General features: G+C 64.5%; 23 protein-coding genes. 10 read left to right on the top strand and 13 right to left on the bottom strand.

The annotated features are described in order from the left end of the window. The first annotated feature begins 14 nt into the window (after window positions 1-14). The 3 genes from crcB (at window position 15) to ABIA42_RS05115 (ending at window position 1,679) form a co-directional block, all read left to right on the top strand. Entirely contained in the window at window positions 15-398 is a 384-nt protein-coding gene (gene crcB / locus ABIA42_RS05125) for a fluoride efflux transporter CrcB (protein ID WP_370115124.1), read from the top strand. Window positions 399-531: 133 nt separating this feature from the next. Beyond that, window positions 532-837: an ATP-dependent Clp protease adapter ClpS gene (gene clpS / locus ABIA42_RS05120; RefSeq protein WP_061878702.1), complete on the top strand. Its 306-nt coding sequence runs from the start codon at window positions 532-534 to the stop codon at window positions 835-837. 77 nt (window positions 838-914) lie between these two features. Beyond that, window positions 915-1,679, top strand: a complete 765-nt coding sequence (locus tag ABIA42_RS05115) for a hypothetical protein (RefSeq protein ID WP_271530188.1) — start codon at window positions 915-917, stop codon at window positions 1,677-1,679. Between the two features lie 72 nt (window positions 1,680-1,751). On the opposite strand, the gene ABIA42_RS05110 is transcribed toward ABIA42_RS05115, so the two are convergent. The 4 genes from ABIA42_RS05110 to fabI all read right to left on the bottom strand — a co-directional run bounded on the left by ABIA42_RS05110 (window position 1,752) and on the right by fabI (window position 5,679). Further along, window positions 1,752-2,939, bottom strand: a complete 1,188-nt coding sequence (locus ABIA42_RS05110) for an adenylate/guanylate cyclase domain-containing protein (RefSeq protein WP_271530189.1) — start codon at window positions 2,937-2,939, stop codon at window positions 1,752-1,754. Window positions 2,940-3,000: 61 nt separating this feature from the next. Continuing rightward, the gene (gene aroC, locus ABIA42_RS05105) at window positions 3,001-4,089 is read right to left on the bottom strand and encodes a chorismate synthase (protein WP_271530190.1); all 1,089 of its coding nucleotides are present in this window, start codon (window positions 4,087-4,089) and stop codon (window positions 3,001-3,003) included. Between the two features lie 161 nt (window positions 4,090-4,250). Then, window positions 4,251-4,850, bottom strand: coding sequence for a histidine phosphatase family protein (locus ABIA42_RS05100; protein ID WP_370115127.1), 600 nt, complete (start codon window positions 4,848-4,850; stop codon window positions 4,251-4,253). A 13-nt stretch (window positions 4,851-4,863) separates the two neighbouring features. Continuing rightward, window positions 4,864-5,679, bottom strand: coding sequence for an enoyl-ACP reductase FabI (fabI, locus tag ABIA42_RS05095; protein WP_124159677.1), 816 nt, complete (start codon window positions 5,677-5,679; stop codon window positions 4,864-4,866). Between the two features lie 171 nt (window positions 5,680-5,850). On the opposite strand from fabI, the gene ABIA42_RS05090 reads away from it, so the two are divergent. Then, a complete protein-coding gene (locus ABIA42_RS05090; RefSeq protein WP_370115129.1) occupies window positions 5,851-6,339 on the top strand; it encodes a sigma-70 family RNA polymerase sigma factor in 489 nt (162 codons plus the stop codon). 105 nt (window positions 6,340-6,444) lie between these two features. Next, entirely contained in the window at window positions 6,445-7,215 is a 771-nt protein-coding gene (locus tag ABIA42_RS05085; protein ID WP_271530192.1) for an anti-sigma factor, read from the top strand. A gap of 331 nt (window positions 7,216-7,546) precedes the next feature. Here the strand turns inward: ABIA42_RS05085 and ABIA42_RS05080 are convergent, their stop codons facing one another. Together ABIA42_RS05080 and ABIA42_RS05075 are read right to left on the bottom strand one after the other, a co-directional pair. After that, window positions 7,547-8,512, bottom strand: coding sequence for a DnaJ C-terminal domain-containing protein (locus tag ABIA42_RS05080; RefSeq protein ID WP_370115132.1), 966 nt, complete (start codon window positions 8,510-8,512; stop codon window positions 7,547-7,549). Between the two features lie 106 nt (window positions 8,513-8,618). Next, window positions 8,619-9,020, bottom strand: coding sequence for an RT0821/Lpp0805 family surface protein (locus tag ABIA42_RS05075; RefSeq protein WP_370123650.1), 402 nt, complete (start codon window positions 9,018-9,020; stop codon window positions 8,619-8,621). A gap of 119 nt (window positions 9,021-9,139) precedes the next feature. Between ABIA42_RS05075 and pdxH the strand changes: the two genes are divergently transcribed. Together pdxH and ABIA42_RS05065 are read left to right on the top strand one after the other, a co-directional pair. Further along, the gene (pdxH, locus tag ABIA42_RS05070) at window positions 9,140-9,781 is read left to right on the top strand and encodes a pyridoxamine 5'-phosphate oxidase (RefSeq protein WP_370115134.1); all 642 of its coding nucleotides are present in this window, start codon (window positions 9,140-9,142) and stop codon (window positions 9,779-9,781) included. Window positions 9,782-9,831: 50 nt separating this feature from the next. After that, window positions 9,832-10,584 (top strand): SDR family NAD(P)-dependent oxidoreductase, encoded by a 753-nt coding sequence (locus ABIA42_RS05065; RefSeq protein WP_271530195.1) that lies wholly within the window; start codon window positions 9,832-9,834, stop codon window positions 10,582-10,584. A 185-nt stretch (window positions 10,585-10,769) separates the two neighbouring features. On the opposite strand, the gene ABIA42_RS05060 is transcribed toward ABIA42_RS05065, so the two are convergent. Together ABIA42_RS05060 and ABIA42_RS05055 are read right to left on the bottom strand one after the other, a co-directional pair. Next, a complete protein-coding gene (locus ABIA42_RS05060) occupies window positions 10,770-10,988 on the bottom strand; it encodes a hypothetical protein (protein ID WP_124159684.1) in 219 nt (72 codons plus the stop codon). A gap of 205 nt (window positions 10,989-11,193) precedes the next feature. Continuing rightward, window positions 11,194-12,171, bottom strand: coding sequence for a magnesium transporter CorA family protein (locus tag ABIA42_RS05055; protein ID WP_271530196.1), 978 nt, complete (start codon window positions 12,169-12,171; stop codon window positions 11,194-11,196). Window positions 12,172-12,502: 331 nt separating this feature from the next. Between ABIA42_RS05055 and ABIA42_RS05050 the strand changes: the two genes are divergently transcribed. Further along, entirely contained in the window at window positions 12,503-13,189 is a 687-nt protein-coding gene (locus ABIA42_RS05050; protein ID WP_271530197.1) for a L,D-transpeptidase, read from the top strand. A 36-nt stretch (window positions 13,190-13,225) separates the two neighbouring features. Here the strand turns inward: ABIA42_RS05050 and ABIA42_RS05045 are convergent, their stop codons facing one another. Further along, window positions 13,226-14,308, bottom strand: a complete 1,083-nt coding sequence (locus ABIA42_RS05045) for an extensin family protein (RefSeq protein WP_370115137.1) — start codon at window positions 14,306-14,308, stop codon at window positions 13,226-13,228. Window positions 14,309-14,373: 65 nt separating this feature from the next. Between ABIA42_RS05045 and ABIA42_RS05040 the strand changes: the two genes are divergently transcribed. Both ABIA42_RS05040 and ABIA42_RS05035 read left to right on the top strand, forming a co-directional pair. Next, window positions 14,374-16,002, top strand: a complete 1,629-nt coding sequence (locus tag ABIA42_RS05040) for a fatty-acid--CoA ligase (RefSeq protein WP_370115139.1) — start codon at window positions 14,374-14,376, stop codon at window positions 16,000-16,002. A 288-nt stretch (window positions 16,003-16,290) separates the two neighbouring features. Continuing rightward, the gene (locus ABIA42_RS05035) at window positions 16,291-17,145 is read left to right on the top strand and encodes a DUF1499 domain-containing protein (RefSeq protein ID WP_271530200.1); all 855 of its coding nucleotides are present in this window, start codon (window positions 16,291-16,293) and stop codon (window positions 17,143-17,145) included. A gap of 111 nt (window positions 17,146-17,256) precedes the next feature. Here ABIA42_RS05035 and ABIA42_RS05030 read toward each other — a convergent pair whose 3' ends face one another. From ABIA42_RS05030 to ABIA42_RS05015, 4 genes are all read right to left on the bottom strand, one after another. After that, window positions 17,257-18,180, bottom strand: coding sequence for an MBL fold metallo-hydrolase (locus ABIA42_RS05030; protein WP_271530201.1), 924 nt, complete (start codon window positions 18,178-18,180; stop codon window positions 17,257-17,259). A gap of 140 nt (window positions 18,181-18,320) precedes the next feature. Continuing rightward, complete coding sequence (locus ABIA42_RS05025; RefSeq protein WP_239621976.1) at window positions 18,321-19,535, bottom strand: acyl-CoA dehydrogenase; 1,215 nt, start codon at window positions 19,533-19,535, stop codon at window positions 18,321-18,323. Between the two features lie 131 nt (window positions 19,536-19,666). Continuing rightward, complete coding sequence (gene ribB, locus ABIA42_RS05020; protein WP_370115141.1) at window positions 19,667-20,743, bottom strand: 3,4-dihydroxy-2-butanone-4-phosphate synthase; 1,077 nt, start codon at window positions 20,741-20,743, stop codon at window positions 19,667-19,669. Window positions 20,744-20,934: 191 nt separating this feature from the next. Then, window positions 20,935-22,665, bottom strand: coding sequence for a cation:proton antiporter (locus tag ABIA42_RS05015; protein ID WP_271530203.1), 1,731 nt, complete (start codon window positions 22,663-22,665; stop codon window positions 20,935-20,937). Between the last annotated feature and the right edge of the window lie 56 nt (window positions 22,666-22,721).

Genomic DNA, 22,721 nt, shown 5'->3' with positions numbered 1-22,721 from the left:
CAGGGAACGAGACCTTGAACATCCAATACATTCTGGCTGTAGCCGCCGGCGGAGCGCTCGGCGCGGTCGTGCGCTACCTCGTTGCAATTGGTTCGGGCCGCGCTTTCGGCACCGACTTTCCTTGGGGCACCCTGATCATCAACGTGACGGGATCATTCCTGATCGGCATCTTCGCCGCGCTGTTCGCGACGAGATGGAACCTGCCGCAGACCGCCCGGATATTCTTGACGGTGGGGATTTGTGGCGGATACACCACATTCTCGACGTTCTCGCTGGATGCCTGGTATCTGATCGAGCGCGGTCAGACCGTCGCCTCGGCCGTCTACATGATTGCATCGGTGGTGCTGTCCTTGGGGGCGCTGATCGCCGCAATGCAGTTTGTTCGCGCTCTTCCCTAAGGGGCCAGCGGATCGGCGCATCCCTGCCATCCGCAACGGCATGAAGGCGGCGCGCCGACCGCCTTGGAGAGGCCCGGGCGCCTGCAATATGATGAGAGGGCTGGAGCTCATCAGGGCCGGGTTTCAGGAAACGATGAACGACACCGTCACCAAGCCGAAAACCAGGACAAAGACCAAGGTCGAGCGGCCGCGGCTGCACAAGGTCATCCTCATCAACGACGACTACACGCCGCGCGAGTTCGTCACCATGGTGCTGAAGGCCGAGTTCCGCATGACGGAGGATCAGGCCTACAAGGTGATGATCACCGCCCACAAGCTGGGTGCCTGCGTCGTCGCGGTGTTCACCAAGGATGTTGCCGAAACCAAGGCGACACGCGCCACCGACGCCGGCCGCGCCAAGGGCTATCCGCTGCTGTTCACGACCGAGCCGGAGGAATAGGACGCTGTCTTCCACTTCGGATCAATTTTATCGATCCGCTCTACCGCAGCTTCAATCTCCTGTGTCACCACGGCGACATGACAGTCGCACTGCGCAAACGGCTCGACCTCAGGCCGGCCCGCCCCGAGACCTCTTTCGGTCCGTTCAGGCTGCTGCATGCCCTGCCCTGGCTGATCCTTGCGGCCGCCATGCGGGTGATCGCGTTTGGCGGCGGCGCGGTCGCCTTGCCGGCAATTGTCGTCGCGGACATTTCGGTGCTGCTGGCCTTCTTTGCCACGGCACATCAATCGATCGAGGCGGCCGGAGGCCAATCCTCCCTCGGTGAGTTGACGCTCGGGGAACAGTTGAAGCTGTCCTTCTCGGTTCTGTGGCGGATCGCCGTGGTGATGCTCGCGGCCGCGCTCGGCACCGCAGCCGCGGGCCACGTCGCGTTTGCGCCTCACCTGATGGCCGGCCTCGATGGCGTTGCTTTCGACCAGTTCACGCATCTCGGGCGATTCTGGAGCGCGTTGATCGCGACGCTGGTGCTTCTCATGATCGTCCGCGCCGAGCGCAACGACGGCAGGATCGCATTGTTCGCCGCCATCGGTGAGTTTGCGCGGCGCGGAGTGTGGCTCGGCGTCAGCGTGATCGTGCTCGGTGTCATCAACGTCGCCCTCGCCTATGGACAGGAAGCGGTGCGCAGCGCGATCTGGAATTTCTGGCAGACCTCGTCGGCGACACAGTTCACCAAGAACCTGATCTACTTCGTGTTCATCTTCAGCTTCGCGATGCTGAGGCTGTGGATCACTCTGAGGATCATAACTCTGGGCCTGAAGCAGTCATATGTCCGTGGCAGCTAAAGTGCGATGCAATTGGGATGAGCGCCGCGCACTTTTCCGGATCAAGCTTTAGCGCCACACATGCGCTTTCCGCTAGGCCATCACCGCCGGCGCTTCATCCGAAATCCCATACACACGCTGCGCCTTCGAAAATCCCGCAATCGGAAATTCACCGAGCTCCTGCCAATCGTGCCGGCAGACATTGGCAAAGCCTTCCGAGGCCACGATCGTGCGGCCGAGCCGGCTCGCGATCTTCTCCAGCCGCGCGGCGAGATTGACGGCCGGACCGATGCAGGTGAAGTCGAGGCGGTTGCCGCCGCCGATATTGCCATAGAGGATGTTGCCGACGTGGAGCGCGACGCCGAAGCGGAAACGTTCGACGACGTCGCCGACCGGAAAGGCGAGCGCCTCGACACTGGCGCGGGACTCGCGCGCCGCCTCCAGCACCTGCGCGCAGACATGCGCGGCATCGCCGACATATTCGTCGATCGGAAACACCGCGAGCAGACCGTCTCCCATGAACTTCAAGACCTCGCCGCCATGGGCGAGGATCGCACTGACCTGGCAGTCGAAATAACCGTTGAGGATCTCGACCACGGTCTCGGCCGGCAGCCGGTCCGACAGCGCAGTGAAGCCGCGCAGGTCCGAGAGCCAGATAGCCGCCTGCATGGTGTCAGTATGACCACGGCGGATCTGGCCGCCGAGGATGCGTGCGCCGGCGCGGTTACCGACATAAGTGTCGAGCAGCATCTCCGCGGTGCGGCGCAGGGTGACGATCTCGCTGACGCGCGCGAGCGGCGCGATGAGGGCCCGGATCGACGCGATGTCGTCGTCGCTGAAGCCGCCGGGACGCCGCGTAATCCAGCTCGTCGCATGGATGGAGCCATCGAGAAACGGCACCGGCACCGCAATATAGTCGGTCGCACCCTCGGCGCGCATGTCGTCGAGAAACGGAAAGCGCTTACCGTCGGGATCGTTCGCGCGCCCCCTGACCTCCAGCGCCTGCTCGAACACGATGCGGAGGGGGCTGCGGGCGAATTCGGGAGTCTCCAGGATCTCGAAGTCGACGCTGCCGATTTCGAGATTCTGCCCTTGCCGCCAGATGAAGTTGCGGCCGAAGACTTCGGGATGCAGCGTGCGGATGAAGATGCCGAACCGCCACACCGGCAGGCCGGCCGCGACCAGACGTTCGCAGAATTCTGTGATCATCTCGGCCGGCTCAACCGACCAGGCGCCGTCGATCAGCCAGTTGCAGACGCGCTGGAGTTCGGAACTGTTCATAGCCCATTTGCGGATGAAGTGGTGGGCCCGTCAAGCTGCGCGGTGGGTTAGTACCGCGACATCAACGTCCAACCTGCCCGCGATCGCGCAGAAAGTGATCGGCCAGCACGCAGGCCATCATGGCCTCGCCGACCGGAACGGCGCGAATGCCGACGCATGGGTCGTGGCGGCCCTTGGTGAAGATTTCGGTATCAGTGCCCTTGCGATCGACGGTGAGACGCGGCTGCAGGATCGACGAGGTCGGCTTCACTGCGAAGCGAACCACTACCGGCTGTCCAGTGGAGATGCCGCCCAGCACGCCACCGGCATGGTTGGACAGGAAGCGCGTGCCGTCATTGCCGGTGCGCATCTCGTCCGCGTTCTCCTCGCCGGTGAGCTCGGCCGCGCCAAAGCCGGCGCCGATCTCGACGCCCTTCACCGCGTTGATGCTCATCATCGCGGCCGCGAGATCGGAATCGAGCTTGGCATAGATAGGCGCGCCGAGACCTGCCGGCACGCCTTCGGCGACGACCTCGATCACCGCGCCGATCGAGGATCCGCTCTTGCGGATGCCGTCGAGATAGGTCTCGAAGAATGCGGCCTTGTCCTTGTCGGGGCAGAAGAACGGATTCCTGGCGATCTCGTCCCAGTCCCACTTGCGGCGATCGATCTTGTGCGGGCCGATCTGCACCAGCGCGCCGCGCACCCTCACGTCGGGCAGGACTTTACGCGCGATCGCGCCGGCGGCAACGCGCATCGCGGTCTCGCGTGCGGAGGAGCGGCCGCCGCCGCGATAGTCGCGCAGGCCGTACTTGGCCTCATAAGTGAAGTCGGCATGGCCCGGACGAAACTTGTCCTTGATCTCGGAATAGTCCTTGGAGCGCTGGTCGGTGTTCTCGATCAGGAGCCCGATCGGCGTGCCCGTCGTCACCTGCACGCCGGTCTCCGGATGCGCCATCACGCCGGACAGGATTTTCACCTGATCCGGCTCCTGACGCTGCGTCGTGAAGCGCGACTGGCCCGGCCGCCGGCGATCGAGATCACGCTGGATGTCGGCCTCGGTGAGCGGGATCATGGGCGGGCAGCCATCGACCACGCAGCCGATCGCCACCCCGTGGCTCTCGCCGAAGGTGGTGACGCGGAACATGTGGCCGAAGGTGTTGAAGGACATCGCTGCTCGCTGGCTCGGAAGTCAGTGCTGACTTGTGGTAGCGCCCGGGAACACGGCATTCAACCCCGTTCCCGTCATTCCGGGGCGATGCTCAGCATCGAACCCGGAATCTCGAGATTCCGGGTTCGCCCTTCGGGCGCCCCGGAATGACGGTGAGGAGCCTAACTAAATTTCTCCAGCCGGCCGTCGCAGAACACGTAGACCGCGCCCTGCTCGATAAAGAGCTCGGCAGCGCTGACGGGGGTCTCGATGCCCAGGGCCACCATCAGGGCCCGGCAGGTGCCGCCATGGGCGACGGCCACCGTATCGACCAGAAGCGACTCGTACCAGTCGAGCATGCGCAGCTGCACGGCCGCGTAGGTCTCCCCGCCCGCGGGCGCGACGGTCCATTTGTCGGCGAGGCGCCTCGCATAGACATCCGGATCGGAGGCTTCGCTCTCGGCCAGCGTCAGCCCTTCCCAGACGCCGTAGCCGATCTCACGCAGGCGATCGTCGAGCGAATAGTCCGAAGCCGGCAATTCAAGCTTCGCGCGCGCGAGTTCCATGGTTTGGCGCGCGCGGCCGAGCGGGCTCGATACGTAAGGCAGCGCCGCCCTGTCCCTTCCCTCACGCTTGAACAGATCGGCCAGAATGCTGGCCGCCTGCACGGCCTGGGCCCGGCCACGCGCATTCAGCGGGACCTCCCTGGTGCCCTGGAGTCGCCCGAGCGCGTTCCATTCGGTCTCGCCATGGCGCAGGAAGTAGATCGTGGGCACGGCCATTCCAAATTCGAGGCTAGTCCTTCCCGCCCAGCGAGATGTCCGGCGCGTCGGGCCGCTTCATGCCGAGCACGTGATAACCGGAATCGACATGATGCACCTCGCCGGTGACGCCGCGCGAGAGGTCGGAGAGGAAATACAGCGCGCTGTTGCCGACGTCCTCGGTGGAGACGTTGCGCCGCATCGGCGCGTTGTATTCGTTCCACTTCAGGATATAGCGGAAGTCGCCAATGCCGGACGCGGCGAGCGTCTTGATCGGACCTGCCGAGATGGCGTTGACGCGAATGTTCTTCTCGCCGAGATCGGCGGCGAGATAGCGCACGCTGGCCTCCAGCGCCGCCTTCGCCACGCCCATGACGTTGTAGTGCGGCATCCACTTCTCGGCGCCGTAATAGCTGAGCGTGATCAGCGAGCCGCCATCCGTCATCAGCTTCTCGGCGCGCTGCGCCACGGCCGTGAAAGAGTAGCAGGAGATCAGCATCGACTTCGAGAAATTCTCCTGCGTGGTGTCGACGTAGCGGCCGTCGAGCTGCTCGCCATAGGCGATCGCGTGCACCAGGAAGTCGATCTTGCCCCACTTCTCCTTCAGCACCGCGAAGGCGGCGTCGATGGTCGCGGCATCCGTGACGTCGCAATGGCCGAGCACGAGACCGCCGATCTCGGCGGCAAGCGGCTCGACGCGTTTCTTCAGCGCATCGCCCTGATAGGTGAACGCGAGCTCGGCGCCGGCCGCGTGGCATGCCTTGGCAATGCCCCAGGCGATCGAGCGGTTGTTGGCAACGCCGAGGATCACCCCGCGCTTGCCTTGCATCAGACCTGAATTCTGCGCCATCTTGAACGTCCCGTCGAACTCTCGTTGAGGTCTGGAGGTACACCAGCCCTCCCCTGCGGTACAGCCCTAATACGCGGCGTTAACGCTGTTTCGAGTGCCGGAATAGCCGTTCCGCTCGGGTGTTATGATCGTTGAGGCGCTCGCGCCGAACGCTGGGACTTCAAGACAACAATGAACGCGTTTCGCCAGAGTGTGGAAGTCATGATCCCGGCGTTGCGCCGCTACGCCCGCGCGCTCACGCGCGATGCGGATGCGGCCGACGATCTGGTGCAGGATACATTGGTGCGCGCGCTGCGTTCGGAACGCCTGTTTCTCGGAGGCGACGTCAGGAGCTGGCTCTATACGATCCTGACCAACCTCAACAAGAACCGGCGGCGCTCACTGGCAAGGCGGCCGCAATTCATGCCGCTGACGGAGAACAACCCGGATGCCAGCGGGACCGAGGCCGAAGGACGTGACATCGAGAAGGCGCTGGCCACCCTCGTCGAGGAACAGCGTTCGGTGCTGCTCCTGGTGATGCTGGAAGGCATGAGCTATCGCGAGGTCGCCGACATCCAGGGCGTGCCGATCGGCACCGTGATGTCGCGCCTGGCACGTGCACGGGCCCACGTTAAAGCCTCGCTGGAGGGTGAGCGCCCGGCGCTCAGGCAGGTGAAATGAGGACAGCGTAATGCATCGCACATCGTGCGCCCGCAGCCAGTCGAGGACGCGAGCGAAGTTGAGCCACGAACGATTTTTTGGGCCGCAGAGCCAGAGACGACCGATATGAACGACCGCAAGATCCCGGTGACCGAAGACGAGCTGCACGCCTATGTCGACGGCGAGCTGCCGACGGAACGTCGCGCCGACGTCGAGGCCTGGCTCGCCGCCCACCCTGACGATGCCGAGCGGGTCCAATCCTGGCGGACCATGGCCGAGATGCTGCACGCCCGCTACGATTCCGTCGCGCAGGAGTCGGTGCCGGCACGGCTGGAGCTCGAGCGGCTGGAGCGCCGCCCGCGGCAATGGCTCTATGGCGCCGCCGCGGCCGTGCTGGTTGCTTTCGTCGCCGGCGGCACGGCCGGCTGGGTGGCACATGGCGCCGCCAACGCGCCCTCTACGTTCCAGAGCCTTACGGCAGACGCGCTCGATGCCCACCGCCTCTACGTCGTCGAGGTCCGCCATCCCGTCGAAGTCGGCGGCAACGAGCGTGACCATCTCCAGGCCTGGCTGACCCGGCGCTGCGGCTGGACGGTGTTCGCGCCGAACCTGGAGGCGAGCGGGCTGAAGCTCGTAGGCGGCCGGCTTCTGCCCGGGCCGAGCGGTCCGGCGTCGTTCCTGATGTATGAGGGCGCCTCGGGTGAGCGGTACACGATTTACACCGCCAAGACCGAGACTGGTGCGACGCAGATGCGCTACGCCAGAACGGACAAGGATGGAGCGCTGTTCTGGGCCGAACGCGGCGTCGGCTACGTCGTCAGCGGCGGCGGTGATCGCGAGCGGCTGACGAAGGTGGCGCAGGCCGTGTACGACCAAGCAGAGAAGAACGGCACCTGACAGCAGCGCCATGGCCGAAGCCACGCTCTCGACGCGCTTCGAGACGCGGATGCCTCGATTCCGTCATTGAAAATTTGGAATCAAGACATCGGCGCGTCTCATTATCGCACCGGATGATGACGCGAAAATGAGCAGCGTTCGATCCGCCGATCGACGCGGGCGGCCTCGATTGGGGCTTTGGTACCGCGCTGGTCCCCCTCTCGAGGCCGCACCTTATTGACGGCTGCCCCGCCGGACAGCCGACACGTCTTGAAGTCAGCGTCGAAGCGCACTGCGCTTCAGACCCAAGTTGAGCATCATCCTTTCGGCAAGAGAATGCTCCGATCGCGCCCTAGCCGAGCCCGCTACGCGGATTGTAGGGGTGGTGGTCCCGCCACTTCTCCATCAATGCTTCTAGCTCGGCGTCGTTCCCGTCCGGTAGCATAATCCTGATGGTAACGAAGAGATCCCCGGCTCCACCAGCTTTCGGCAAGCCCTTGCCCTTGAGGCGGAAGGTCCGGCCGCTGGAGGTGTTCTTCGGAACCGAAAGCTCCACGGCATTGCCGAGGGTGGGCACGCGGACCTTGCCGCCGAGCACCGCCTCATACAACGTCACCGGCAGGTCGATCCTGAGGTCGGCGCCCTCGACCTTGAAAAACGGGTGCGGCGCGATGTTGATGGTGATCAGGAGATCGCCCGGCGGATGGCCCTGCGCGCTCTCGCCCTGCCCCCGGAGCCGAATCTGCTGGCCCTCGGTGACGCCGGCCGGAATCTTGACGTTGAGCTCCTTGCCCGTCGGCAGCCGGACACGCTTCTCGCCCCCCTTGACCGACTCTTCCAGCGAGACGGACATGGCGACATTCACATCGAGATCCAGCCCAATGCCGCCGGTATCGAATTCGAACTGGGCGCCGCCGCCAGCCCCAGGCCGGGCGCCGCGCATCCCGCCGCCGAACATGCTGTTGAGGATATCCTCGAACGCGCCGCCGCCCGGGGCGCCACCCGCCCCGCCGCCCCGGAACGTATAGCTTTCGAACCCGCCGGGACCCGCGCGGCCGCGCGGCCCCCCGCCGCCAGGAAAACCCTGGAAGCGTGGCTTGCCCTCGGCATCAATCTCGCCGCGGTCAAACTGCTTGCGCTTGTCCTCGTCGCCGAGGATCTCGTTGGCCGAGTTGATCTCGGCGAAGCGCTCGGCGGCCTTCGGATCACCCTTGTTGCTGTCCGGATGATGCTTCTTGGCCAGCTTGCGATAGGCGCTCTTGATCGCGGCAGCGCTGGCGCTCCGCGGCACCCCCAAGACCTCATAGGGGTCGCGCATTCGTCACGTCTCCTTCAAGAAATCGAATTGTTCAAAGGGCTCCCCGCCCCACCTGCGGATCATGTGGGAAGAGAGTGGCATTTTTGCAACTAGGAGCGTGGTGAACCTAGCTCCGCCACGGCTTTAGCGTATGAATCTCCCAACGGCCACGGCTCCTTTGGCAGCCGGCGCCCTGAAGCCAGCTTTCGGTACTGCCGTTGACGTAGCTCGCCAGGAAGTCGCGGCATCTGCGTCCGTCCTCGGCGGCATAGGACTGGGCGATCGGCGTCACCGAGCCGCGCGCCCCGGTCTCGGGATTCTCCCAGTGCTGGCTGGAATCCTTGTCGCCCTTGCTGAGGACGTCGGAGGCGGCATTGCGCGCGAAGGCGAGATCGGTCTCGGTGGGCGCCGCGTCTCTCGCCGGCCGCGCGATCGAGCCGGTGAGATCGCTGTCGTCAGTCCTGGCGTAGGCACTCATGTCGTTGCGGGAGAAGCTGCAGCCGCCGGTGCCGAGCCCGATCAGAATCATCGTCACGCCGAGGCCGGAGGGCCGGATCGCCGATAGGCCAACGCGTTCCCATGCCCTATATAGGGCGGTAGCGGACAACAACGCATTTTGGGCCGCGGGACGCAACTCGGACTCCAGACATGACCGACACGACCTCGATGAAACACCAGACACCCTTAACATCCGGTGATTTCACCGCCGCCGACGAGCCATTTGCGCTGTTCGAGGCCTGGCTGAACGAGGCGACCAAGAGCGAGCCGAACGATCCGAACGCCATGGCGCTCGCAACCGTCGATCCTGACGGGCTGCCTGACGTCCGCATGGTACTGATGAAGGGCTTCGATACCGAAGGTTTCGTCTTTTACAGCCACATCGCCAGCCAGAAGGGCCGCGAACTGGCCGCAAATCCTAAGGCAGCGTTACTATTTCACTGGAAGTCGCTGCGCCGTCAGGTCCGCATCCGCGGCAACGTGACGCCGGTGACCGACACTGAAGCCGACGCCTATTTCGCCACCCGCCCCAAGCAGGCCCAGATCGGCGCCTGGGCGAGCAAGCAGTCGCAAGAGCTTGAGAGCCGCTTCGCCTTCGAGCAGGCCATCGCCAAGGTTGCGGCCAGATATGTCATCGGCGAAGTGCCGCGGCCGCCGGGCTGGAGCGGCTGGCGCATCACGCCGCTGCGGATCGAATTCTGGCACGACCGCCCGTTCCGCCTGCACGACCGCATCGAATTTCGCCGTGACGCCGCCGGCCAGAAATGGTCCAAGACGCGGATGTACCCTTGATCCTCATCTTGAAACTTGCCTCGAGCTTTGGGCCGACCTGAAAGATGTCCATGCCGCATTCGTCCAATGCGCCGCGTCGTACGCTGCTCCTGACCGGAGCAAGCCGCGGCATCGGCCACGCCACCGTGATCCGCTTTTCCTCGGCGGGGTGGCGCGTCATCACCTGCTCGCGGCATCCCTTCCCGGAGGACTGCCCGTGGGACGCGGGGCCCGAGGACCACATCCAGGTCGATCTCGGCGATCCCAGGGACACTGCGCGCGCGATCTCCGATATCCGCAACCGGCTAGAGGGCGGCATGCTGCATGCGCTGGTCAACAACGCCGCGATCTCGCCGAAGGGCCCGGGCGGCTCCAGGCTCGGCTCGGTCGACACCGACCTCGACACCTGGACGCATGTCTTCCATGTCAACTTCTTCGCGCCGATCATGATGGCCCGCGGGCTGATCGAGGAATTGAAGGCGGCCAAGGGCTCGGTCGTCAACGTCACTTCGATCGCGGGCTCGCGCGTGCACCCCTTCGCGGGCGCCGCCTACGCCACCTCCAAAGCCGCGCTCGCCTCGCTGACGCGCGAGATGGCCTCCGATTTCGGCCGCGTCGGGGTGCGCGTCAACGCGATCGCCCCGGGCGAGATCGACACCTCGATCCTGTCGCCGGGCACCGAGAAGATCGTCGAGCAGCAGATCCCGATGCACCGCCTCGGCACGCCCGACGAAGTGGCAAAAATCATCTACGTGCTGTGCACGGACACCAGCTCTTACGTCAACGGCGCCGAAATCCACATCAACGGCGGCCAGCACGTGTAACGGCCCGGGTCATTCCGGGGCGACGCAAAGCATCGAGCCCGGAATCTCGAGCTTCGGGTTCGATTACGGACCGCCCGGAACGACGACGCAATTGCACAGCTGAGTTTGGTTGCAGCTCGCGGGCGGAAGCAAGGCGATCCAGACAACGCCGCCGCAAGGCCTGGATCGCCCTTACCTTCCGTTCCTCAATCGAGTCGAATCCGACGCGACCTCTCGCGTGGCCGCGGAGCGGCCGTGCTGAATGCAGTCGAGCAGTCGTCGTCGTTCTCACCATCGAGCAGCGGAGCACCACAGTGCCGGCACATGCGTGCCGACATCGACGGCGCCTTGCCGCTCGCCACGACCTGACGATAGTTCGCCAGATCGATGACGTTGCGGGGCGACGTTATGTGTTTCTCAACCATGGCTGTTCCTCGCGGCTACGCACTGCTTATCGCAGACAAGTTTCGCGCAAACGTTCAGCCCACCGCTCAAATTTTACCGGAGGAATTGCGGCACGGCGCGGACATCACGGCGCCGCCTCAATCCCGATCTATTCTGCGACACGATCTACCGTGTCTCTGCGAGCGGCGTAAGATCTCGGTAGGGATCTTTGCCCGAGCATGACTCCTACAGCCACTTCTTCCACTTGAAGATCCAGTACGGGACGATGGCGGCGATCAGCATCATCACCAGCGCCATCGGATAGCCGTGCACCCATTCGAGTTCCGGCATCACCTTGAAGTTCATGCCGTAGACCGAGGCGATCAGCGTCGGTGGCATCAGGACGACGGCCATCACCGAGAACAGCTTGATGATGTTGTTCTGCTCGAGATTGACGACACCGAGCATGGCGTCGAGCACGAAGGTGATCTTGCTGGAGAGATAGGAGGCGTGGTCGGTCAGCGAGGCGACGTCGCGCTGCATGGTCTTGAGCTGCTCGCGCATGTCCTTCGACCATTTCACGCCTTCGACGACCGCAGACAGGAACGTCACGACGCGACCGATCGACACCAGACTCTCGCGAACCTTCGAGGTCAAATCGCCTTTGCGGCCGATCGAGATCAGGATCTGGGAGTACCTCTTTGCCTGCCCATGGCGCTCGCTCTCGGGCTCGAAGATGTCATGCGAGACCTGGTCGATCTCGGCGCCGCAGCGCTCCAGAATGTCGGCGCAGCGGTCGATCACCGCGTCCAGCAGCTCCATCAGCACCATCTCGCCGGTGATGGAAGGCGTGCAGGAGCGGGAGAGCTTGGCCTCGACCAGGGCGAACGGCTTCGGCAGGTCGTACCGTACCGTCACCAGGCGGTGGTCGCCGAGGATGAACGTCACCGCCGTGGTCCTGGGCATGTCGGTATCGGAGTGGCACATCAGCGTCGCCGTCATGTAGCGCGCGCCATTCTCCATATAGAGGCGGCTGGAGATCTCGATCTCCTGCATGTCTTCCCGGGTCGGGATGGCGATGCCCGCGAGCCGCTCCACCGCCTTGTCCTCAGCCGCGCTCGGATTGACCAGGTCGATCCAGACGGCGTTCTCCGGCACGGCCGCAAGATCCTCGATGACAGCCTTCTTGAGGACGGACTCGGAGGGAACAAACACCGAAAACATGAAAAGCTCCAGAGATCCTGCGACAGCCAGCCCTTAGCGCGATTCTGGCAGGTTCACGATGACAACAACATTAACGGGGCGTTCGGACTTGTGGCGATCCGAGGCTCAACTGTGGCACGGAATCGACAGTTCGCCGCGTCCTGCCGAAAAACCCGCACAACAGCGCAAAATTTGCGGCAGAAAAGCCACAGCTGGGCCCTCGTAACGCGGGATAAGCCCTTCAGAGCTGGAATTGTGGCGGATTTCAACGATAATGGGCTTAACGGAGTCGAGGAACTTGGGCGCCAAGCTCAAGCCTTCCGCACGGTATTGTTTTGATTGGAACCAAACCATGTCGTCGCTGAAAGTTATGTTGGGGATTTTGGCCGCCGGCCTGATGCTGTCGGGCTGCATGCAGGCCACTCACTATGAGGCGACCGACACCAAGGCCTTCAAGCCGAAGGACAAGGAACTGCTCGCCAAGGTCAAATACGAGAACACCCCGGTTGCAGAGCCGTTCCGCCGCGCCATCGTCGAATACCACCGCAAGGAGTCGCCGGGCTCGATCGTGGTCGATTCCGACAACCATTACCTCTATTACGTGCTCGAGGGCGGCAAGGCGATCCGCTACGGCATCACCGTTGGCGAAGAGGCCATGGCCTGGTCGGGCATCGCCAAGGTGGGCAGCAAGACCGAGTGGCCGGCCTGGCACCCCACCCCCGGCGAAATTTCGCGTCTGGGCGTGCCGACCTATGTCGCCCCCGGCCCGGACAATCCGATGGGCTCCCGCGCGCTGTACCTCTATTCGGGGGGCAAGGACACGCTGTTCCGCATCCACGGCACCAACCAGCCGGAATATATCGGTGCCTCGATCTCGTCAGGCTGCATCCGCCTGACCAACGAGGACGCGATCGATCTCTATGATCGCGTCAAGGTTGGCACCCTCGTCGTGGTGCTCGAGCCCAAGCACGGCGACTCGCCGTACAATTCGCGATTGGCGCTCGGCAACAGCCAAACCGGCCAGGCGGCCAGCTACTGATCGCCTCCGACCTCTGGACAACAAAAGGCGCCGGTTTTACCGGCGCTTTTTTGTTGCCTGCTTGGACGATTGAGACTTCTTGGCGGGGAGCGATTTCTCTTCAGGTGAAGACGTTTTCTCCGCGGGCTCGTCGTCAGCACCTTCCTTCGCCTCAGGCTTGGCCGCGACCTCGCGCGGCGGCGCCTCCTCGGGACGTTCCGCCGGCAGGAGCGGGGCGACCTGCGGCAGAGGATCCCAGACGTTCCACTGGCAGATGCGGTAGTCGTTGCGGCGCTGCGCCAGGTCGAGATGAACGTGGTCCTCATGGTACCAGTCCGAGCCAGGACCGAGCACGGTGGAAAAGCGCGCGCAGACCGAGTGCAGCACGCGCTCGCGAACGTCGCGCGATAGGGCGCGGTCCGTGAGGCCGATCGACTGCCCATTGGCGAGCTTGATGGCGCGGATGTCGATGGCATTGGCCTTGCCGTGCTCGGACAGCATCGCGCCAGCGACGCGGTTGCGACCGCGGCACTCGAAGGAATCGAAATTGTCGAGGTCGCTGATGGGCGAGCCGAGGCTGGTGGCCAGCGGCACCATGTCCTTGCGCAGCCAATCGGCGATCGCGGACGCCATGGTGCAGCGAAGGATGGCCGCCGGCTTGACCGTCACCTTGCGCTTGTCCGGCAGCACGACCGCTTCCAGCCGCACCAGATCCTCGCCGCCGCAGGCGCCGGGGCCGCGGATGTCCGGGATCGAGGGCGCGATCGCAATGTCCTCCGTCAGCGCGAGGCGGCAGGCTGAGGCCTGTTTCTGGGATGGCGATGTAGCCTCGGCAGGCTTGTCGGCGCTCGGCTGGTCGGCAGACGGCTTTCGCTCTGCCTCCGGCGGAGACTCGTCCGAAGTCTTCGGCGCTTCATCGGGACGGGGTCTCGGTAACGGGATCTTGACGGAGTGAACCTTCGCGCGCGGCCGTGGTGCGGTCATGCCAAAAATGTCCAGCGGCGAAGCATGTTTTCGCGCCTCTGCCCTCTCGACAGGCACGAGCAGCAGCCCGAGCGCGGCGGTAACCATTGCCGCGCCGACGGACATATAGCCGCGACAAGACCATTTGCGGCGAAAGTCCGGCACGCTAAAAGTCATGACAAGTCTTTGGCCCAATGCTGAGAGCGACAACGCGCCCAGCGACTTTTCGGAGGAACGTCGGAATGCTCGGTTTGATGCAAGATTGGCCCCTGCTCTGCCACCGGATCATCGAACACGCCGCCAGGATTCATGGCAAGCAGGAGGTGGTCACACGCTCGGTCGAGGGACCGATCCACCGCACCACCTACGCCGAGATCCACAAGCGCGCGCTCAAGGTCTCGCAGATGCTGGAGCGCGACGGTATCAAGCTCGGCGACCGGGTCGCAACGATCGCCTGGAACACCTGGCGCCATCTCGAGGTCTGGTACGGCATCATGGGGATCGGTGCCATCTGCCACACGGTCAATCCTCGCCTTTTCCCGGAGCAGATCGCCTGGATCATCAATCATGCGCAGGACCGCATCGTGATGACCGACATCACCTTCGTTCCGATCCTGGAGAAGATCGCCGACAAGTTGCCGAGCGTGGAGCGCTACGTCGTGCTCACCGACAAGACGCATATGCCTGAGACCACGCTGAAAAATGTGGTCGCCTATGAGGACTGGATCGCCGAGGCCGACGGCAAATTCAAGTGGAAGGAGTTCGACGAGAACACGGCAGCGGCGATGTGTTACACCTCCGGCACGACCGGCGATCCCAAGGGTGTGCTGTACTCGCATCGCTCCAACGTGTTGCACGCGCTGATGGCCAACAATGTCGACGCGCTCGGCACCAGCGCGTCCGAGACAATGCTGCCGGTGGTTCCGCTGTTCCATGCCAACAGCTGGGGCATCGCCTTTTCCGCGCCCTCGCAGGGCACCAAGCTGGTCATGCCCGGCGCCAAGCTCGACGGCGCCTCGGTCTATGAGCTGCTCTCGACCGAGAAGGTGACGCACACCGCCGGCGTGCCGACGGTGTGGCTGATGCTGCTTCAGCACATGGCCGCCAACAATCTCAAGCTGCCGGATTTGAAGATGGTGATCTGCGGCGGCTCGGCGATGCCGCGCTCGATGATCAAGGCCTTCCTCGACATGGGCTCCAACGTCCGTCACGCGTGGGGCATGACCGAGATGAGCCCGATCGGCAGCGTCGCGGCGCTGAAGCCTCCGTTCCACAATGCGACGGGCGATGCCAAGCTCGACGTGCTCCAGATGCAGGGTTATGCGCCCTTCGCGGTGCAGATGAAGATCACCGACGATGCCGGCAAGGAGCTGCCCTGGGACGGCAAGACGTTCGGCCGGCTCAAGGTCTCCGGCCCCGCGGTCGCCAAGGCCTATTACCGCGTCGACACCAACATCCTCGACGAAGACGGCTTCTTCGACACCGGCGACGTCTCGACGATCGACGAGGACGGCTACATGCGGATCACCGACCGCTCCAAGGACGTGATCAAGTCCGGCGGCGAGTGGATCTCCTCGATCGACCTCGAAAACCTCGCAGTCGGCCATCCGGCCGTGGCGGAAGCCGCCGTGATCGGCGTATTCCATCCCAAATGGGATGAGCGGCCGCTTTTGATCGTGCAGCTCAAGCAGGGCCAGCAGGCCACACGCGAGGACATCCTGAAGTTCATGGATGGCAAGATCGCCAAATGGTGGATGCCCGACGACGTCGCCTTCGTCGAAGGCATCCCACATACGGCCACCGGCAAGATCCTGAAGACGGCGCTGCGCGACCAGTTCAAGGATTATCGCTTCCCGAACGCGGCGGCGTAACGGGCTGGCTGCCACCCTCCCCTGGAGGGGGAGGGTCGGCTCACATGGAGCGAAGCGCAATGTGAGACGGGGTGGGGTGATCTCTCCACACGGGTAGCGCCCTGATGGAGAGACTGTCACCCCACCCCGCTCGCGCTCTGCGCGATCGACCACGGGCGAGCTACGCTCGTCCCGGACCCATCCAGGGGAGGTGAGTCCCTTGAATTTGCTCTCGGGCCGTGGTCTCAACGGCGTATCGTCGCGCCAGATCGGCCGGCGCCGCCCTCAACATCCGGCAGAGCTCACCCGATGGCCCGCAGGTTTTCCGCTCCCTATCAGTCGGAGCCCGTGTCCAGCCTGGCGAGCTGGGCGCGCAATCTGGCCGTGTTCGCGGTGGTGGCGGTGGTGGTGTCGGTCATCGTCGTCCGCTTCGATTTCCTGGAGCCGAAGCCGGCGCTTGCGACTTTCTTCGGCGGGCTCGCGATCGCCGGCCTCTCGATCTTGTTCGGGCTCGCGGGCTTTGCCGCGATCTGGCAGAACGGCTCGCGGGGCATGGCGCGCATCCTGCTCGCCTTCCTGATCGACGGCGCAATCCTCGCCTATCCCGCCTATCTCGGCCTGCAGTATCGCAAGCTGCCGTCCATCTACGACATCACCACCGACCCGATCGATCCGCCGCGCTTCGACGCGATGGCGCGGCTGCGCACCGGCGAGGGCACCAACACCGCGGTCTATGCCGGCCTCTACTCGGCGGAGCAGCAGCGCCGCTTCTATCCCGAAATCGTGCCCGTCGAGCTCGAGATTTCCGTCGACCGCGCCTATGCAATCGCGCTCCAGCTCGTGCACAAGCGCAAATGGATCGTCATCGACGAGCGCGCGCCGCAGCCGCCGCGCCGCATCGGCCGCATCGAGGCGGTGGCGCGCACGCCGATCATGGGTTTTCGCGAGGACGTTTCGATAAGGGTCGTGCCGGATGGCGATGATTCCCGGGTCGACATGCGCTCCGCTTCGCGCAATTTCGACAGCGATCTCGGCAGCAACGCCGCGCGCATCAAGAAGTTCATCGACGATCTCAACACCGCCGCCGATGCCGACGCGCTCAAGCCGGTGAAGAAGACGCCGGTCGCACCGCCCAAGGCGCCGGCGAAGACGGTGAAGAAGTGACGCGCTAGCGTCATCCCGGGGCGCAGCAAGGCGGCGAACCCGGGATCTCGAAAATATGGCGCGAGATTCCGGGTTCGATGCTGCGCATCGCCCCGGAAAGACGGCGGAGAGCTACGCGTTCGCCATCCGATATGTCCCGCCGATCACGGGATCGCCATCGGTCGCGACCACGCCGCGTGCGACCAGGTCTTCGAGGTGCGCCAGCACGGAGTAGCCGGCAGCCGTCGTCAGCCTCGGATCGATACCGATATAGATCGCGCGGACCATCGTCGGGATGTCGGTCTCGCCCTTGGCGAGGCGGTGCAGGATCGAGGCCTCACGCGCCTTGCGGTGACGGATCAGGAAGCGCACGAAGCGCTGGCCCTCGGAGATCTCGGGGCCGTGGCCTGAGAAGTAGAGATCCTCCTCGCGTGCCGCGAGTCGGTCCAGCGAATCCATGTAGTCGATCATCGAGCCGTCGGGTGGCGCCACGATGGAGGTCGACCAGCCCATCACGTGATCGCCGACGAAGTTGAACTTTCGCTCGGGCCAGGCGAATGCCAGATGATTGGCCGTGTGGCCGGGCGTCGCCACGGCCTCGAGCCGCCAGCCGTCGCCTTCGACGACGTCGCCGTGCGCGAGGTTGACGTCTGGCGCAAAATCGCGGTCGGCGCCGGATTCCGGATTGTGTTTCTCGCTCTCGAAACGCGGGCGCGAGGCGCGATGCGGGCCTTCGGCATAGACCGGCGCACCTGTCGCCTGCTTGATGCGCGCGGTGTTCGGCGAATGGTCGCGGTGGGTGTGGGTGACGAAGATATGGCTCACCGTCTCGCCGCGGACGGCATCGAGCAGCGCAGACGCATGCGCCTCATCGTCCGGACCGGGATCGATGATCGCAACATTGCCCTTGCCCACGATGTAACTGACCGTGCCGGTGAAGGTGAACGGGCTCGGATTGTTGCAGAGCACGCGCCGCACGCCGGGGCGGACCTCCTCGACGAAGCCGGGCTTCAGCGGAAAGTTGCGGTTGAACGGGACGTCGTCATTGTCGGACATGGCTTGCTCATACCTTGCTGACTTCGTCATGCCCGGCCTTGTGCCGGGCATCCACGCTCTTCGCACGGCCCAAGACGTGGATGGCCGGGACAAGCCCGGCCATGACGGAGGAGAGTTTTCTCGCCTCGCCCCCTGGGCGTCTAGAAAAACGCCTGAATGCCCGTGATCGCGCGGCCCAGGATCAGGGCGTGGACGTCATGGGTGCCCTCGTAGGTGTTGACCGTCTCGAGGTTATGGACGTGGCGCATCACGTGATATTCGATCGAGATGCCGTTGCCGCCGTGCATGTCGCGAGCGGTGCGGGCGATATCGAGGGCCTTGCCGCAATTGTTGCGCTTGACGATCGAGATCATCTCGGGCGCGAACTTGCCCTCGTCCATCAGGCGGCCGACGCGCAAGGAGGCTTGCAGGCCCAGCGCGATCTCGGTCTCCATGTCGGCGAGCTTCTTCTGCACGAGCTGGGTCGCGGCGAGCGGCTTGCCGAACTGCTTGCGGTCGAGCGTGTACTGGCGGGCGCGATGCATGCAGTCCTCGGCGGCCCCCAACGCACCCCAGGAGATGCCGTAGCGGGCGCGGTTGAGGCAGCCGAACGGGCCCTTCAGGCCGGAGACGTTGGGCAGCAGGGCGTCCTCCGGAACCACGACGCCGTCCATCACGACTTCGCCGGTGATCGAGGCGCGCAAGGACAGCTTGCCGCCGATCTTCGGCGCCGACAGGCCCTTCATGCCCTTCTCCAGCACGAAGCCGCGGATCTGGTTGTCGTGCGCGGCCGACTTGGCCCAGACCACGAACACGTCGGCGATCGGCGCGTTCGAGATCCACATCTTGCTGCCGGTGAGGCGATAGCCGTCCGAAACCTTCTCCGCGCGGGTCTTCATGCCGGCGGGATCGGAGCCGGCGTCAGGCTCCGTCAGGCCGAAGCAGCCAACCCACTCGCCGCTGGCGAGCTTCGGCAGGTACTTCTTGCGCTGGTTCTCGTCGCCATAGGCGTAGATCGGGTACATCACCAGCGAGGACTGCACCGAGTTCATCGAGCGATAGCCGGAATCGACCCGCTCGATCTCGCGTGCGACGAGGCCATAGGCGACATAGCTCGCATTCGCGCAACCATATTCTTCGGGCAGCGTGATGCCGATCAGGCCGAGCTCGCCCATCTCATTGAAGATCTCGCGATCGGTCTTCTCTTCGAGATAGGCCTTGGCGACCCGCGGCAGCAGCTTGTCCTGGGCGTAGGCGCGGGCGGTGTCGCGCACCATGCGCTCGTCTTCGGTCAGCTGCTCGTCGAGCAGGAACGGATCGTCCCACTGGAAAGAAGCCGCAGCCGGCTTGTCCTTGGCCTGAGGGCGCACGCTCATGAAACGTCCTTTCGCGTCTGGTTCCGTCAACAATTGCCCGACAAACTAAAGCGCCGCGGCAACAAGTTCAATTGCATCCTGGTTTCGGTCGTTCCGGCTCGCGCCATGGCGTGAACCTGGAAACGTCTTGGTCAGCTTTCGAGCTGCTCGTTGGCGACGATCTCGATGCCGAAGCCCGACAGACCCTTGTAGTCGTGCACCGAGGAGGTGAGATGCCGGATCGAGGTGACGCCGAGGTCGCGCAGGATCTGCGCGCCGACGCCGACCTCGCGCCACTGGCGGTTGCGGTCGGCCTCCGTCGACGACTCGTCCGGCAGCGGCGCCACGGGGACGCCGGCCGCGCCATCGCGCAGGTAAACCAGCACGCCGCGGCCCGATTTCTTGAAATGCTCGAGCACGACCGCCATGCGCTTGTGACCGGTGAAGGTGTCCTTGACGATGTTCGGCTTGTGGAAGCGCGTCAGCACGTTCTTGCCGTCGCCAACGCCGTTATAGACGAAGGCGACGTGAGCGATGGAATCGAACGGCGAGCGGTAGGCATAGCCCTGCAAGGGACCGATCGGGCTCTCGGTGACGAAGGTCGAGACCCGCTCGATCAGTTTTTCGCGCGCCTGGCGGTAGGCGATCATATCCGCGATGGTGACGTGCTTGAGCTTGTGCCGGGCGGCGAAGCGGGCCACCTGCTCGCCCTTCATCACGCTGCCGTCGTCGTTCATCAGCTCGCTGATGACGCCGACCGGGGGCAGCCCGGAAAGCTTGCAGAGGTCGACGGCGGCCTCGGTGTGGCCGGAGCGCAAAAGCACGCCGCCGTCCTTGGCGATCAGCGGGAAGATGTGTCCGGGCCGGGCGAAGTCGTTGGCGCCGACATTGGGATTGGCGAGTGCGCGGCAGCACGAGGCGCGCTCCTCGGCGGAGATGCCGGTGCCGCCATCGGGCTTGTAGTCGATCGAGACCGTGAACGCGGTGGTGTGCGCGGAATCGTTGTGGGCGACCATCGGATCGAGCCGCAGGCGGCGCGCATCCTCGGTCGTCACGGGCGCGCAGACGATGCCGGAGGTATGGCGGATGATGAAGGCCATCTTGTCGGCGGTGCAGAGCGAGGCTGCGACGATCAGATCGCCCTCGCCCTCACGATCCTCGTCGTCGGTGACGACGACGAGCTCACCCCGGGCAAAGGCCTGCAAGACTTCCTGGACGGTATCGGGCATTCCCAATCTCTATCGGTTATGGGCCGGAGGCTTAGCCGGACGCCTTAGCTGGACTTGGCCCGGGACGCTAGTGTCCCGGACGCAACCGCATATGCCCGGGGCAGGCCTGTCCCAAGCGGTTTTCAGGCTTGCACCGAAGATACCAGGGATATAGGCGCACAGGGCCCGCAAGGAAGGCGGCCGGGACGCCGTCAGGGCAGCACCTCGCGCCGCTCTCCGAGGCGCAGATCGAGCTCGGCACGCTTGTCGGCGAGCAGGCCGGCCTGGGCGGCTTCGATCACGGTAAAAAGCTCATGGGCGTCGCTGAGCCGGGTCACGGTGACGTAGCTGGCGCCGGCCTCGTAGAGCGCGCCGACGTCGGCCAGGAGGTCGGCCGTGGCGACGATCAGCGCGGTCGGATTGAGCGCGCGGACGTGGCGGACCAGCTTCTCGTTGGTGGCGCCCTTGAGCAGCGAATCCGGCACGCTGAGGATGATCATCTCGGATTTGCCGATGCCGGCATGGAGCAGCGTATCGACATTGCTGATGTCGCCATAGATCACATGCAAGCCGCGCGAAAGCAGGGTCTGGTACACATTTGGGTTGAAATCGACCACGGTGATCTGCTCGAGCAACACCGGCGTCTGCCGTTCGATCTCGGCCAAGAGCGCGCTCGCCGCGCGGAAAAAGCCGAGGATGACGATACGGCGGGCTTCGCCATGGCCGCCCTCGTGCTCCTCCTCGGCATGGCCGTTGCCATGGTCGAGGTCGCGCAGGCCGATCCGCTTCAAGGGCCCGATCGCCCAGCGGGTGATCTCGTCGCTGCGGGTCATCACGAAGGTCGAGAGCACCGCCAGGACCACGAAGGCGAAGGAGGTGGCATTTGCCGTCTCCGCTGCGATATGGTGGTCGGCGACCCCGGTCTGGATCACCACAAGCGAGAACTCGGAGATCTGCGCGAGGTTCAGCGCCGGCAACAGGCTGGCGCGCAGGCCCTGCTTCATCAGATAGAGCGGCATGAACGTGGTGACGAGGCGGCTCACCACCGTGAACGCCGCGATCATCAAGGCAAGGCCAATCACCGAGAGGCCGGGCACGGGGATGGTCATGCCCAGCGCGACGAAGAACAGCGTGATGAAGAAGTCGCGCAGCGTGGTGACCTTGGCGGTCACGTCGAGCGCGTAAGGGAAGGTCGAGAGCGAGACGCCGGCAATCAGCGCGCCCATTTCGCGCGACAGCGAGAGCCGCTCGGCGGTCTCGGCGACGAGGAAGCACCAGGCCAGCGCTCCGAGCAGGATCAGCTCGGGGCGCCGGGCGATCTGGTGGAACAGGCGCGGCAGTACGTAGCGGCTGACCAGAAGCGCAGCGGCGACCAGCACCGCGACGCGGCCGATCGAGAGCAGGATGACGCCGACCTGCAGATTGGCCAGGCTCGGCTGCACCGCCAGGAACAGGATCGCGAAGATGTCCTGGAGCACCAGAATGCCCAGGGTGATGCGGCCCGGCAGCGTATCGAGCTCGCGTTTCTCGTAGAGCACCTTGACGATGATGACGGTGCTCGACAGCGCGCAGGCGACACAGAGATAGACCACATCGAAATGCCCGCCGCCGAGCGACAGGCCGATGCCGACGAAGAACAGAACTCCGAGCAGACAGCCGCCGAGCAGCTGACTGCCCGCCGCGAACAGGATCACCCGCCCTGCCCGCACGATCTTCTTCAGGTCGATCTCGAGCCCGATCATGAACAGCATGAAGATCAGACCGAGCTCGGAGATGACGCTGATCGATTCCTGCGAATGGACCCAGCCGGCGCCGAATGGACCTATGCAAAAGCCGGCGATAAGGTAGGCCAGGATCAGCGGCTGCCGGGAGAAATGGGCGAGCAGGCCCAGCATCCAGGCAAACAGGATAGAGAGAGTGATGTCGCGAATGAGCTCGTGCATGCCAAATTGGTCCGTTTTGCCGCACCCTAGAGGCGGGTTGCGGTGCGGCAAGCGAG

Source organism: Bradyrhizobium sp. USDA 327, from assembly GCF_041262065.1.
Taxonomy (GTDB): domain Bacteria; phylum Pseudomonadota; class Alphaproteobacteria; order Rhizobiales; family Xanthobacteraceae; genus Bradyrhizobium; species Bradyrhizobium liaoningense.
This window is presented reverse-complemented; position numbering and strand designations above follow the sequence as displayed.

What these genes read in the sequence shown, in the direction of transcription:
- clpS (WP_061878702.1), top strand. Translation starts at nt 532, where the DNA reads ATGAACGACACCGTCACCAAGCCGAAAACCAGGACAAAGACCAAGGTC.
- ABIA42_RS05115 (WP_271530188.1), top strand. Translation starts at nt 915, where the DNA reads ATGACAGTCGCACTGCGCAAACGGCTCGACCTCAGGCCGGCCCGCCCC.
- ABIA42_RS05110 (WP_271530189.1), bottom strand. Translation starts at nt 2,939, where the DNA reads ATGAACAGTTCCGAACTCCAGCGCGTCTGCAACTGGCTGATCGACGGC.
- aroC (WP_271530190.1), bottom strand. Translation starts at nt 4,089, where the DNA reads ATGTCCTTCAACACCTTCGGCCACATGTTCCGCGTCACCACCTTCGGC.
- ABIA42_RS05100 (WP_370115127.1), bottom strand. Translation starts at nt 4,850, where the DNA reads ATGGCCGTGCCCACGATCTACTTCCTGCGCCATGGCGAGACCGAATGG.
- fabI (WP_124159677.1), bottom strand. Translation starts at nt 5,679, where the DNA reads ATGGCGCAGAATTCAGGTCTGATGCAAGGCAAGCGCGGGGTGATCCTC.
- ABIA42_RS05090 (WP_370115129.1), top strand. Translation starts at nt 5,851, where the DNA reads ATGAACGCGTTTCGCCAGAGTGTGGAAGTCATGATCCCGGCGTTGCGC.
- ABIA42_RS05085 (WP_271530192.1), top strand. Translation starts at nt 6,445, where the DNA reads ATGAACGACCGCAAGATCCCGGTGACCGAAGACGAGCTGCACGCCTAT.
- ABIA42_RS05080 (WP_370115132.1), bottom strand. Translation starts at nt 8,512, where the DNA reads ATGCGCGACCCCTATGAGGTCTTGGGGGTGCCGCGGAGCGCCAGCGCT.
- ABIA42_RS05075 (WP_370123650.1), bottom strand. Translation starts at nt 9,020, where the DNA reads ATGATTCTGATCGGGCTCGGCACCGGCGGCTGCAGCTTCTCCCGCAAC.
- pdxH (WP_370115134.1), top strand. Translation starts at nt 9,140, where the DNA reads ATGACCGACACGACCTCGATGAAACACCAGACACCCTTAACATCCGGT.
- ABIA42_RS05065 (WP_271530195.1), top strand. Translation starts at nt 9,832, where the DNA reads ATGCCGCATTCGTCCAATGCGCCGCGTCGTACGCTGCTCCTGACCGGA.
- ABIA42_RS05060 (WP_124159684.1), bottom strand. Translation starts at nt 10,988, where the DNA reads ATGGTTGAGAAACACATAACGTCGCCCCGCAACGTCATCGATCTGGCG.
- ABIA42_RS05055 (WP_271530196.1), bottom strand. Translation starts at nt 12,171, where the DNA reads ATGTTTTCGGTGTTTGTTCCCTCCGAGTCCGTCCTCAAGAAGGCTGTC.
- ABIA42_RS05050 (WP_271530197.1), top strand. Translation starts at nt 12,503, where the DNA reads ATGTCGTCGCTGAAAGTTATGTTGGGGATTTTGGCCGCCGGCCTGATG.
- ABIA42_RS05045 (WP_370115137.1), bottom strand. Translation starts at nt 14,308, where the DNA reads ATGACTTTTAGCGTGCCGGACTTTCGCCGCAAATGGTCTTGTCGCGGC.
- ABIA42_RS05040 (WP_370115139.1), top strand. Translation starts at nt 14,374, where the DNA reads ATGCTCGGTTTGATGCAAGATTGGCCCCTGCTCTGCCACCGGATCATC.
- ABIA42_RS05035 (WP_271530200.1), top strand. Translation starts at nt 16,291, where the DNA reads ATGGCCCGCAGGTTTTCCGCTCCCTATCAGTCGGAGCCCGTGTCCAGC.
- ABIA42_RS05030 (WP_271530201.1), bottom strand. Translation starts at nt 18,180, where the DNA reads ATGTCCGACAATGACGACGTCCCGTTCAACCGCAACTTTCCGCTGAAG.
- ABIA42_RS05025 (WP_239621976.1), bottom strand. Translation starts at nt 19,535, where the DNA reads ATGAGCGTGCGCCCTCAGGCCAAGGACAAGCCGGCTGCGGCTTCTTTC.
- ribB (WP_370115141.1), bottom strand. Translation starts at nt 20,743, where the DNA reads ATGCCCGATACCGTCCAGGAAGTCTTGCAGGCCTTTGCCCGGGGTGAG.
- ABIA42_RS05015 (WP_271530203.1), bottom strand. Translation starts at nt 22,665, where the DNA reads ATGCACGAGCTCATTCGCGACATCACTCTCTCTATCCTGTTTGCCTGG.